The sequence below is a fragment of the Pseudomonas sp. P7779 genome (genome assembly GCF_013386315.1).
Taxonomy (GTDB): domain Bacteria; phylum Pseudomonadota; class Gammaproteobacteria; order Pseudomonadales; family Pseudomonadaceae; genus Aquipseudomonas.
In genome coordinates, this window is record NZ_JACARZ010000023.1 from 1 (window position 1) to 12230 (window position 12230).

The following is a 12230-nucleotide window of genomic DNA, read 5'->3' on the forward strand; positions in this document are numbered from 1 at the left end:
CGGTAAAGTGCCGCTCCCCCCGCAATGCCCGAGGCAGCCCCCATGACCCAGACCTTTGATATTGCCGTGATCGGCGCCACCGGCACCGTTGGCGAAACCCTGGTGCAGATCCTCGAAGAGCAGGACTTCCCGGTAGGCAGCCTGCACCTGTTGGCCAGCAGCGAGTCGGCCGGGCATTCGGTGCCGTTTCGTGGCAAGAACGTGCGGGTGCGGGAAGTCGATGAATTCGATTTCAGCAAAGTCCAACTGGTGTTCTTCGCCGCCGGCCCTGCGGTCACCTTGAGTTTTGCCCCGCGCGCCACCGCTGCGGGCTGCACCCTGATCGACTTGTCCGGCGCCTTGCCGGCCGATCAGGCGCCGCAGGTAGTGCCGGAAGCCAACGCGCAGATCCTCGATGGCCTGAAAAAACCTTATCAGGTCAGCAGCCCAAGCCCGTCGGCCACTGCCCTGGCCGTGGTGCTGGCGCCACTGCGCGGCTTGCTGGACATTCAGCGCGTCAACGTCACCGCCAACCTCGCTGTTTCCGCCCAGGGCCGTGAGGCTGTCAGCGAACTCGCCCGGCAGACCGCCGAGTTGTTGAATGTGCGCCCGCTGGAGCCGAAGTTCTTCGACCGGCAAATGGCCTTTAACCTGCTGGCCCAGGTCGGCAAGCCTGACGCGCAAGGCCACACCGCCCTGGAAAAACGCCTGGTGCACGAATTGCGCGCCGTGCTGGAAATGCCTTTGCTAAAGATTTCCGTCACTTGCGTTCAAGCCCCGGTGTTTTTTGGCGATAGCCTGACTGTGTCACTGCAATTGGGGGCAGCGGTGGATCTCGCTGCCGTCAACCGTGCCCTGGACTCGGCACCGGGTGTCGAGTTGGTGGAAGAGGGCGATTACCCCACGGCTGTGGGCGATGCGGTCGGTCAGGACGTGGTCTACGTGGGCCGGGTTCGTGCCGGTGTTGATGACCCTGCGGAACTAAATATGTGGCTGGCGTCAGATAACGTACGCAAAGGGGCGGCACTGAACGCCGTACAGCTGGCGCAGTTGTTGATAAAAGGCCTTGTGTAAAAGATACTTGGCGGCAATTTGTAGATTGATTCTAGCCAAGCGCTATGCTTGGCCCCAAGCTGGAAAAATTGCGCGTCGGTGACCTATCGGCTCGCCATGCCTAATGGCAGCGGTTACCCACCTTCTCGCCGGCCGGGGAGTGTTCAAAAAGGATGAGGCTATGGTTCAAGTTCGCAAACTGGTGTTAGCAATAGCGGCCGCCTCGGCGCTGTCCTCCGGTATGGCGCAAGCACTGCAGCTTGGGGAGATGACCCTCAAGTCGAAGCTGAACCAGCCGCTGTCGGTGGAAATCGAGTTGCTCGATGTCGGTGGCCTGACCGCCTCCGAGATCACCCCCAGCCTCGCGTCGTCCCAGGCCTTTGTAGATGCGGGCGTCGATCGCCAGGCGTTCCTGAACGACCTGACCTTTACCCCGGTGGTCAATCCCAACGGCCGCAGTGTGGTGCGTGTCACCTCCAGCAAGCCGCTGCCGGATTCCTACGTGCGTTTCCTGCTGCAGGTGCAATGGCCCAACGGTCGCCTGATGCGCGACTACAGCGTGTTGCTGGACCCGGCCAAGTTCGACCAGTCGACCCCGGCCGCCGGTGCACCTGCACCCGCGCCACGCTTGAGTGCGCCTGCGACGACGGCTCCGGCAGTCACCAAGGCCAAGGAACACACCACGACTTCCCGTGACACCTTGTGGGAAATCGCCGCGAAAAACCGCAATGGCGCCTCGGTGCAGCAGACCATGCTGGCCATTCAGGCGCTGAACCCTGACGCCTTTATCGACGGCAACATCAACCGCATGAAAACCGGCCAGGTCCTGCGCCTGCCGGATTCGGGGCAAAGCACCAGCCTGCCGCAGCCCGAGGCGATTGCTGAAGTGACGGCGCAAAACGCGGCGTGGCGCGAGGGCCGCCGTGGCGGCAATCAGCTCGCCGGCAAGGCGCAGCTGGACGCGACCAAGCGTACCCAGGCGGGTAATGCGCCGTCGCAGACCAATACCAAGGACAATTTGAGCCTGGTCTCGGCCGAAGCGGCCAGGAAGGGCGGGAAGGGCGCGGCGGGCGACAGCCGGGCCTTGAACAACAAGCTGGCGGTGACCCAGGAAAGCCTGGATTCGACCCGTCGCGAGAATGAAGAACTGAAAAGCCGCATGGCTGACCTGCAAAGTCAGCTGGACAAGCTGCAGCGGCTGATCGAGCTCAAGAACAACCAGCTGGCCAAGTTGCAGACCCCGGGTGGAGCTGCGGCGCAGCCTGCTGCAACGGCGGCGATGCCGGCCGAGCTGGCTGCACAAGCGGCTGCGCCGGCAGCGGCAGCTCCGGCAGCAACCCCCGCGGCTGCGCCGGTCGAGACCCCGGTCAAGCCGGATGCGGCGCCTGCCAGCACTGAAGGTAAATTCAACGACCTGCTGACCAACCCGATCGTGCTGGGGGTGATCGGCGGCGCAGCGGGTTTGCTGGTGCTGTTGCTTCTGCTGCTGTGGGCCCGTCATCGCAATGCGCGGCTTGAAGAAGAAAAGCACCTGCGCATGGCACGGGCCCTGGCTGAAGAGCCGGAATTTGCGCCGAACATTGATCACGACCTGCCATCTGACAGTTTCGAAGGTCTTGATGTGCCGCCGCCGAACGTCAAGCTGGCTCCAGCTCCAGCTCCAGCTCCAGCTCCAGCTCCAGCTCCAGCTCCGGCGGCGGTGGTTGCCCCGGTGATTGCGCCGGTGGTCGCACCTGTTGCTGTGCAGCGTCCGACCGACGCCCTGGCGCAAGCCCAGTCGCATATCGACCGTGGCCACCTGAACCAGGCTGCGGAAGTGCTGGAAGATGCAATCAAGCAAGAGCCCGCCCGCAGTGACCTGCGTCTCAAGCTGATGGAAGTCCACGGCTTGCAGGGCAACAAGGACGGGTTTGTCACCCAGGAGCGCCAGTTGGTCGCCAATGGCGACAACCATGCCCAGGTCGAACAGCTGAAAAGCCGCTTCCCGGCCATGGCCGTGTTCGCAGCAGGCGTCAGCGCTGCCGTTGCCGCTGCCGCTCTCGACGCCCAATACGTCAAGGACCTGCTCAAGGACGACCCGGCACCGCCTGCACCTGAGCCTGCGCCGGACGCGTTTGACACAGACTTCGACCTCAGCCTGGACGATCTGGAGGCTGCTTCGCCAGCCGTGGTCCGCCCGACGTCGGACGACGACCTGAGCTTTGAATCGGTGCTGCAACAGCAGGCCGAGGCCAAGGCCAGCGCGGAAGACCTCTCGGATTTCGACCTGGACCTGCAACTCGATCCACCCTCGTCGACCCAGTCAGACGACGACTTCCTCTCCGGCCTTGAAGACCAGATGAAGGACCTGCCGCCGGTAGAGCCGCCGACACTGACGCCGGCCGACCTGGACGACCTCGACCTGCCGGAGGATTTCGACCTGTCCCTGGCCGACGAACCCGAGGCGCCCGCAGCGGCCAAGCCGGACGCGTTTGCGTCGGAGCTTGATGATGTCAACGCCGAGCTGGATCGCCTGTCGCAAAGCTTGGAGCATCCGCCAATCGAACCGTCCTTCACCGCCGACGACGCGGCGTTGGGTGGCGATGAGCCGGAATTCGACTTCCTCTCCGGTACCGACGAAGTGGCCACCAAGCTCGACCTGGCGCAGGCCTACATCGACATGGGCGATGCCGACGGTGCGCGGGACATTCTTGGCGAGGTGCTCAAGGAAGGCGATGACGGTCAGAAGGGCGAGGCCAAGGAAATGCTCAGCCGGCTGGCTTGATACGCGCGGTAAATACAACGGCAGCCTTCGGGCTGCCGTTTTGCCATCCAGGCACCAAACCCATGGCGTCCCAGGCGCGCGGCCTTATAATGGCCGCCTTTGCGCAACTCATCAGGCTCTCAGTTCTTGGCAAATATAGATAACGCGGCCGCCGAAATGGCGGCCGCAGGCTTTTTCAGAATCGCCCTGGGCGTGGAATACAAAGGCTCGCGCTATCGTGGCTGGCAACGCCAGGCCTCCGGTGTGCCGACGGTGCAGGAAACCCTGGAGAAGGCCCTGTCGAAAGTCGCCGACTCACCGGTGTCGCTGATGTGTGCCGGACGTACTGACGCCGGCGTGCACGCTTGCGGGCAAGTGGTGCACTTTGACACTCAGGCCGAGCGCTCGATGAAGGCATGGGTGATGGGCGCCAATATCAACTTGCCCCACGACGTCAGCGTCAGTTGGGCCAAGGTGATGCCGGCGGACTTTCACGCGCGCTTCAAGGCCATCGCCCGGCGTTATCGCTATGTGATCTACAACGATCAGATCCGCCCGGCCCATCTCAACGAAGAAATCACCTGGAACCACCGCCCGCTGGACGCCGAGCGCATGGCCGAGGCGGCCCAGCATCTTGTAGGTATCCACGATTTCAGCGCGTTCCGTGCCGGGCAGTGCCAGGCCAAGTCGCCGATCAAGGAAGTCCACCACCTGCGGGTGACGCGCCACGGCAAGATGATCGTGCTGGATATCCGCGCCGGCGCCTTCCTGCACCATATGGTGCGCAATATCGCCGGGGTGCTGATGACCATCGGTACCGGCGAACGCCCGGTGGAATGGGCCAGGGAAGTGCTGGAAAGCCGGATTCGCCGTACCGGCGGCGTCACGGCGCATCCGTTCGGCCTGTACCTGGTGGATGTGGAGTACCGCGACGAGTTCGAATTGCCCCAGCGATTCATCGGGCCACACTTCCTCACAGGTTTCAGCGAACTTGGCGGCTGACGCCCTCAAAAGCATTTGTTACCATCCGGGACTTTCCCGGACACGCCCTGAGGTTTCATCGACATGTCTGCCGTTCGCAGCAAGATTTGCGGGATTACCCGCATAGAAGACGCGTTGGCGGCGGTCGAGGCGGGGGCCGATGCCATCGGTTTCGTGTTTTATGCCAAAAGCCCGCGGGCGGTGAATGTGTTGCAGGCGCGGGCGATCATCGCCGCGTTGCCGCCGTTCGTGACCACCGTGGGGTTGTTCGTCAACGCCAGCCGCTGCGAGCTCAATGAAACCCTCGACGCCGTGCAACTGGACATGCTGCAGTTCCATGGCGATGAGAGTCCGGACGAGTGCGAGAGCTGCCAGCGCCCGTACATCAAGGCGCTGCGGGTCAAGGCCGGGGACGATATTGCTGCGGCATGCGCTGCCTATGGCGGGGCTCGCGGGATTCTTCTCGACACCTACGTCGAAGGCGTTCCCGGTGGTACGGGCGAGGCGTTTGACTGGTCGTTGATTCCCGAAGGGTTGAGCAAGCCGATTATCCTCGCGGGCGGCCTGAATCCGGACAACGTGGCCAGTGCCATCCAGCAGGTTCGGCCGTATGCCGTGGACGTCAGCGGCGGGGTAGAGCAGGGCAAGGGCATCAAGGATCACGCAAGGATTCGCGCATTCATGCAGGCCGTGCGCGACAGCAGCGGGACGATGTGACGGCTGGCAGTCTGCCGCCGTCCATAACTACCACTGTGTAAAACAGCCCGGCGCCGCCTGTGGGAGGCCCGGAAATGAAGTGGCAACTCTGCACGGCAGGTTGTCTGGAAGGCTGAGGGCACAGGCAGGAAATGGCTGGTCGAACGTCTGACCCCGTCCAGTTTGTGTCATCGCCACATATGAATTTAGCTCAAGGGCATACGCGGGGCTGTGTTCAAGCCACCGGTACTGGAGAAAGAAAGCATGAGCAACTGGTTAGTAGACAAACTGATCCCTTCGATCATGCGTTCCGAGGTGAAGAAAAGCTCGGTTCCTGAAGGTCTTTGGCACAAGTGCCCATCCTGCGACGCGGTGCTGTACCGCCCGGAGCTGGAAAAGACCCTGGACGTTTGCCCCAAGTGCAATCACCACATGCGTATCGGCGCCCGCGCCCGCATTGATATTTTCCTCGACGCCGATGGTCGCTCCGAACTGGGCGCTGACCTGGAGCCGGTTGACCGTTTGAAGTTCCGCGACGGCAAGAAGTACAAGGACCGCCTGACCGCGGCCCAGAAGCAGACCGGTGAAAAGGACGCGCTGATTTCCGTCAGCGGCAAGCTGCTGGGCATGCCGGTGGTGGTTTCGGCCTTCGAATTCTCCTTCATGGGCGGCTCGATGGGCGCCATCGTCGGTGAGCGTTTCGTACGTGCCGCCAACTACGCGCTGGAAAACCGTTGCCCGATGATCTGCTTCGCCGCCTCCGGCGGTGCGCGGATGCAGGAAGCACTGATCTCGCTGATGCAAATGGCCAAGACCTCCGCGGTACTGGCGCGTCTGCGCGAAGAAGGTATTCCGTTCATCTCCGTGCTGACCGACCCGGTCTACGGCGGTGTTTCCGCCAGCCTGGCGATGCTGGGTGACGTGATCGTCGGTGAGCCGAAGGCGCTGATCGGCTTTGCCGGCCCGCGTGTTATCGAGCAGACCGTTCGCGAAAAACTGCCGGAAGGTTTCCAGCGCAGCGAGTTCCTGCTGGAGCACGGCGCGATCGACCTGATCATTCCGCGCGGCGAACTGCGTCCGCGCCTGGGTAGCCTGCTGGCGCAAATGATGGGCCTGCCGACACCTGTGTACGTCGCGCCTAAAATCGAGCCGATTGTCGTGCCACCGGTGCCTGCAAACATATGACCCAACGTACCCTGGGCGAATGGCTCGCCTACCTTGAGCAGTTGCATCCGTCAGCCATCGACATGGGCCTGGAGCGCTCGCAACAGGTAGCGGCCCGCCTCGGGTTGGGCCGGCCGGCGCCGCGTGTGATCACGGTGACCGGCACCAACGGCAAGGGCTCTACCTGCGCCTTTGTCGCGGCCTTGCTGCAAGCCCAGGGCCTGAAGGTCGGCGTGTACAACTCGCCGCACCTGCTGCGCTACAACGAGCGGGTGCAGCTCAATGGCGTCGAAGCCACTGACGAGCAACTCTGCGAAGCCTTCGCCGCACTTGATGCCGGGCGTGGCGAGATTTCCCTGACCTATTTCGAGATGGGCACCCTGGCGGCGTTCTGGCTGTTCGAGCGTGCGCAGCTGGATGTAGTGGTGCTGGAAGTCGGTCTGGGCGGGCGTCTGGACACGGTCAACGTGGTGGATGCCGACCTGGCGCTGATTACCAGTATTGGCGTCGACCATGCGGACTACCTGGGTAACACCCGTGAGTCCGTGGCCTATGAAAAAGCCGGGATCTTCCGCCAGGGCAAGCCTGCACTGTGCGGCGACCTGGATCCGCCGCATACCTTGCTGGACAAGGTGCGCGAGCTGGATTGCCCGTTCTTCCTGCGTGGGCGTGATTTCAATCTCGAGATTGGCGACCAATTCTGGCAATGGCGCGGGCTTGACGCGCGCGGTCAAACCGTCGAGTTGCGCGACTTGCCACTGCTGAACCTGCCGATGGAAAACGCCGCGCTCGCGCTGCAAGCCTACCTGTTGCTGGATTTGCCCTGGCATGCCGAGCAGATTGCCGCTACGTTGCAGGCTACTCGCGTGGTGGGGCGCCTTGACCGGCGCACGTTCGACTGGGAGGGCAAGCGCCTGAACTTGCTGCTGGACGTGGGGCATAACCCTCACGCCGCTGAATACCTGGCCAGGCGCCTGGCACGCACGCCGCCCGCCGGTCGCCGCCTCGCGGTGTTCGGGTTGTTGTCCGACAAGGACCTGGACGGCGTGGTTGCACCCTTGTTGGGTGACGTCCAGGCCTGGGCGGTTGCACCGCTGGATACGTCCCGCAGTCGTCCTGCCATCGAGTTGCAGGTTGCCTTGCAGAACCTTGGCGCGTCCGTGACGTCCCATGCAAGCGTGACAGCCGCCCTGGAAGCCCAGTGCGCGGTTGCGACGCCTGAGGATGAGATTCTGTTGTTCGGATCATTTTATTGTGTTGCCGAGGCGCTCGAATGGTTGGCCCGGCGCTCCACGGAGGAAGCTGCACATGGCATTACTGGATAGCGCATACAAGCAGCGAATGGTTGGAGCCCTGGTCCTGGTGGCGTTGGCGGTGATTTTCCTGCCGATGCTGTTTTCCCGTCAGGATGAGCAGCGCCAAGTGACCGTTGAAGCGCCAGCTGCGCCCCAGGCGCCTGCGGTGCCTCAGGTTCAGGTTGAGCCGGTGGTGGTTCCCGAGCCGCAAGCGCTGCCGGAAGAAGAGCCGGTGCCGACCGATGACGAAGTGGCTGCACAGCAAGCGCCGTCGATGCCGGTGCAGCCGAGCGTGCCGGTGGTTAAGCCTGCGCCTGCTGCTCCTGCAGTTGCTGCGAAGCCTGCGGCGCCGGCGCCAGCGCCAAAACCTGTGGCCCCGCAACCTGCGGCACCAGGCAAGCCGGACGTGGGCCAGAGCCGTATTGACCCGAATGGCTTGCCGATCAGTTGGTCGATCCAGCTGGCCAGCCTGGCTAACCGCGAAAGTGCTGATGCGTTGCAGAAGAAGCTGCGCACCCAGGGTTACAACGCCTATATCCGCAGCGCCGATGGCAAGAACCGGGTATTCATCGGGCCGCTGATCGAGCGGGCTGAAGCCGATCGCTTGCGGGACCTGTTGGATCGCCAGCAGAACCTCAAGGGTTTTGTGGTTCGCTTCCAGCCCGAAAAAGGCTGAGGCTGCAAGGATTCAAGCTGGGATGCGGTCAATGTGGGAGCGGGCTTGCTCGCGAAGCGGTGTATCAGTCAGCAGATTTATTGGCTGCCCCACCGCCTTCGCGAGCAGGCCCGCTCCCACAAGTGTTTTGGGTGTGCCGCAACAGGCCGGTTTCCCCTATAACTCATTGATTTCAAATGCACTGCCAATCACAGCTTACCGATAGCCCAGCGCTCTGCTAAAATGCGCCGCCTTATCCGTCTGTAGGCTGAACTGTGCCATTTACCTGGGTTGATTGGGCGATCGTTGCAATCGTCGCCATCTCCGCTTTGATCAGTCTGAGCCGCGGCTTCGTCAAAGAAGCATTGTCGCTGCTGACATGGATCATCGCAGGAGTTGTAGCCTGGATGTTCGGCGGTTCATTGTCTGTCTACCTGGCCGGATACATCGAGACACCTTCGGCTCGCGTCATCGCGGGCTGCGCCATCATGTTCATCGCCACGTTGTTGGTGGGGGCAATGGTCAATTATCTTATCGGCGAATTGATACGCGTCACCGGCCTCTCCGGGACCGATCGATTTCTCGGCATGGCCTTCGGCGCCGCGCGTGGCGGCTTGCTGGTGGTCGTGGCGGTCGGGCTGTTGAGCCTGGGGCCGGTACAGCAGGATTCGTGGTGGCAGGAGTCGGTACTCGTGCCAAAATTTCTATTGGTTGCAGATTGGTCCAAAAACCTCATTTTGGGGTGGAGCAGTCAGTGGCTGGCCAGCGGGATCAGCGTACCCGCTGATCTTCCGTTCAAGGAACACCTCTTGCCGGCCAAAACGCCTCAGTAAGTTGTGTTCAGTCAAGATTCATTAAGTAGGGGTTGCGTCGCATGTGTGGCATCGTCGGTATCGTCGGTAAGTCGAACGTGAATCAGGCGCTGTATGACGCGCTAACCGTCCTCCAGCACCGCGGCCAGGATGCTGCCGGTATTGTGACCAGCCACGACGGCCGGTTATTCCTGCGCAAGGACAATGGTCTGGTGCGTGACGTGTTCCATCAGCGCCACATGCAGCGCCTGGTCGGGCACATGGGCATTGGCCACGTGCGCTACCCGACAGCGGGCAGCTCGACCTCGGCCGAAGCCCAGCCGTTCTACGTCAACTCGCCCTATGGCATCACCCTGGCGCACAACGGCAACCTGACCAACGTTGAACAACTGGCCAAGGAGATTTACGAATCTGACCTGCGCCACGTCAACACCAACTCGGACTCCGAAGTACTGCTGAACGTGTTCGCCCACGAGCTGGCCCAGCGCGGCAAGCTGCAGCCGACCGAAGAAGACGTGTTCGCTGCCGTGACTGACGTGCACAACCGCTGCGTCGGTGGCTATGCGGTAGTGGCGATGGTGACCGGCTACGGTATCGTCGGTTTCCGCGACCCCCACGGCATCCGCCCGATCGTGTTCGGCCAGCGTCATACCGACGAAGGCGTCGAGTACATGATCGCTTCCGAAAGCGTGTCCCTGGACGTGCTGGGCTTTACCCTGATTCGCGACCTGGCGCCGGGCGAAGCGGTCTACATCACGGAAGACGGCAAGCTGCACACCCGTCAGTGCGCACTGAACCCGAAACTTACCCCGTGCATCTTCGAACACGTCTACCTGGCGCGTCCGGATTCGATCATCGACGGTGTTTCGGTGTACAAGGCGCGCCTGCGCATGGGCGAGAAGCTGGCGGACAAGATCCTGCGCGAGCGCCCGGATCACGACATCGACGTGGTTATCCCGATCCCGGACACCAGCCGCACCGCTGCGCTGGAGTTGGCGAACCACCTGGGCGTGAAATTCCGCGAAGGCTTCGTCAAGAACCGTTACATCGGCCGTACCTTCATCATGCCTGGCCAGGCTGCGCGCAAGAAGTCGGTGCGCCAGAAGCTCAACGCGATCGAGCTGGAGTTCCGCGGCAAGAACGTGATGCTGGTGGATGACTCCATCGTACGCGGCACCACCTGCAAGCAGATCATCCAGATGGCCCGCGAAGCCGGTGCGAAGAACGTTTACTTCTGTTCCGCCGCGCCTGCCGTGCGTTACCCGAACGTGTACGGCATCGACATGCCGAGCGCCCACGAACTGATCGCCCACAACCGTTCGACCCAGGACGTTGCGGACCTGATCGGCGCCGACTGGCTGATCTACCAGGACCTGCCGGACCTGATCGAAGCCGTCGGTGGTGGCAAGATCAAGATCGAGGAGTTCGATTGCGCGGTGTTCGACGGCAAGTACGTCACCGGCGATGTCGACGAGGCCTACCTGAACAAGATCGAGCAGGCCCGTAACGATTCCTCGAAGATCAAGACCCAGGCGGTCAGCGCGATCATCGACCTGTACAACAACTGAGTAGACACCGGCCCTGAGGGGCCGGTTTTGTATCTTTGATAAAGCATTCGAGTTGAGGAGTAGAGCATGAGTCAGGAATGGGATGCCGGTCGCTTGGACAGCGACCTCGATGGCGTAGCTTTCGATACCCTGGCTGTGCGCGCCGGCCAGCACCGCACCCCGGAAGGTGAGCACGGTGACCCGATGTTCTTTACCTCCAGCTATGTGTTCCGCACTGCGGCCGACGCCGCTGCGCGTTTTGCCGGTGAAGTACCGGGCAACGTTTATTCGCGTTACACCAACCCGACCGTGCGCGCGTTCGAAGAGCGTATCGCCGCGCTGGAAGGCGCCGAGCAGGCTGTCGCCACTGCCACGGGCATGGCTGCGATTCTCGCGGTAGTCATGAGCCTGTGCAGCGCCGGCGACCACGTCCTGGTATCGCGCAGCGTGTTTGGTTCGACCATCAGCCTGTTCGAAAAGTACTTCAAGCGTTTTGGTATTGAAGTCGACTACGTGCCGCTGGCGGACCTGTCCGGCTGGGACGCGGCCATCAAGGCCAACACCAAATTGCTGTTCGTCGAGTCGCCGTCCAATCCGTTGGCCGAGCTGGTGGACATTGCCGCATTGTCCGAAGTGGCCCACGCCAAGGGCGCGATGCTGATCGTCGACAACTGCTTCTGCACCCCTGCATTGCAGCAGCCGCTGAAGCTGGGCGCAGACATCGTTGTGCACTCGGCCACCAAGTTCATCGACGGCCAGGGCCGTTGCATGGGGGGTGTGGTTGCCGGCCGCAGCGAGCAGATGAAGGAAGTGGTGGGCTTCTTGCGCACCGCCGGCCCGACCCTGAGTCCGTTCAACGCCTGGATCTTCCTTAAAGGCCTGGAGACCCTGAGCCTGCGGATGAAGGCCCATTGTGCCAACGCCCAGGCCCTGGCCGAGTGGCTGGAGCAGCAGGACGGCATCGAGAAAGTCCACTACGCCGGCCTCAAGAGCCACCCGCAACACGAGTTGGCCCAGCGCCAGCAACGTGGTTTCGGCGCCGTGGTGAGTTTCGAGGTCAAGGGCGGCAAAGAGGGCGCCTGGCGCTTTATCGATGCGACTCGCCTGATCTCCATCACCGCCAACCTGGGTGACAGCAAGACCACTATCACTCACCCAAGCACCACCTCTCACGGTCGCCTGGCGCCGCAGGAGCGTGAAGCTGCCGGGATTCGTGACAGCCTGATCCGCATTGCCGTGGGCCTGGAAGACGTCGCTGACCTGCAGGCCGACCTGGCCCGTGGGTTGGCTGCCCTGTGATCGAGT

The 12230-nt window shown here is 62.4% G+C and carries 10 protein-coding genes; all 10 read left to right on the forward strand.

Translation table 11 applies throughout. The features are described 5' to 3' along the window. Positions 1 to 42: 42 nt before the first annotated feature. The 10 genes from HX869_RS08230 (at position 43) to HX869_RS08275 (ending at position 12224) form a co-directional block, all read left to right on the forward strand. Positions 43 to 1053, forward strand: coding sequence for an aspartate-semialdehyde dehydrogenase (locus tag HX869_RS08230; protein ID WP_003212668.1), 1011 nt, complete (start codon positions 43 to 45; stop codon positions 1051 to 1053). A 160-nt stretch (positions 1054 to 1213) separates the two neighbouring features. Further along, the gene (locus HX869_RS08235) at positions 1214 to 3796 is read left to right on the forward strand and encodes a FimV family protein (RefSeq protein ID WP_178902975.1); all 2583 of its coding nucleotides are present in this window, start codon (positions 1214 to 1216) and stop codon (positions 3794 to 3796) included. Between the two features lie 156 nt (positions 3797 to 3952). After that, a complete protein-coding gene (gene truA, locus HX869_RS08240) occupies positions 3953 to 4777 on the forward strand; it encodes a tRNA pseudouridine(38-40) synthase TruA (protein WP_003212671.1) in 825 nt (274 codons plus the stop codon). Positions 4778 to 4840: 63 nt separating this feature from the next. Further along, positions 4841 to 5473 carry a phosphoribosylanthranilate isomerase gene (locus tag HX869_RS08245; RefSeq protein ID WP_178902976.1) on the forward strand — a complete coding sequence of 211 codons (633 nt, stop codon included), beginning with the start codon at positions 4841 to 4843 and terminating at the stop codon, positions 5471 to 5473. 243 nt (positions 5474 to 5716) lie between these two features. Further along, positions 5717 to 6637, forward strand: coding sequence for an acetyl-CoA carboxylase, carboxyltransferase subunit beta (accD, locus tag HX869_RS08250; RefSeq protein ID WP_003212675.1), 921 nt, complete (start codon positions 5717 to 5719; stop codon positions 6635 to 6637). After that, positions 6634 to 7941, forward strand: a complete 1308-nt coding sequence (folC, locus tag HX869_RS08255; protein ID WP_008438745.1) for a bifunctional tetrahydrofolate synthase/dihydrofolate synthase — start codon at positions 6634 to 6636, stop codon at positions 7939 to 7941. The genes accD and folC overlap by 4 nt, the downstream gene beginning before the upstream one ends. After that, complete coding sequence (locus tag HX869_RS08260) at positions 7925 to 8587, forward strand: SPOR domain-containing protein (RefSeq protein WP_087693954.1); 663 nt, start codon at positions 7925 to 7927, stop codon at positions 8585 to 8587. The genes folC and HX869_RS08260 overlap by 17 nt, the downstream gene beginning before the upstream one ends. Positions 8588 to 8841: 254 nt before the next feature. Continuing rightward, positions 8842 to 9399, forward strand: coding sequence for a CvpA family protein (locus tag HX869_RS08265; protein WP_003212681.1), 558 nt, complete (start codon positions 8842 to 8844; stop codon positions 9397 to 9399). Between the two features lie 41 nt (positions 9400 to 9440). Next, the gene (purF, locus tag HX869_RS08270; RefSeq protein ID WP_003212683.1) at positions 9441 to 10946 is read left to right on the forward strand and encodes an amidophosphoribosyltransferase; all 1506 of its coding nucleotides are present in this window, start codon (positions 9441 to 9443) and stop codon (positions 10944 to 10946) included. Positions 10947 to 11012: 66 nt separating this feature from the next. Further along, positions 11013 to 12224: an O-succinylhomoserine sulfhydrylase gene (locus tag HX869_RS08275; RefSeq protein ID WP_008438742.1), complete on the forward strand. Its 1212-nt coding sequence runs from the start codon at positions 11013 to 11015 to the stop codon at positions 12222 to 12224. Positions 12225 to 12230 lie beyond the last annotated feature (6 nt).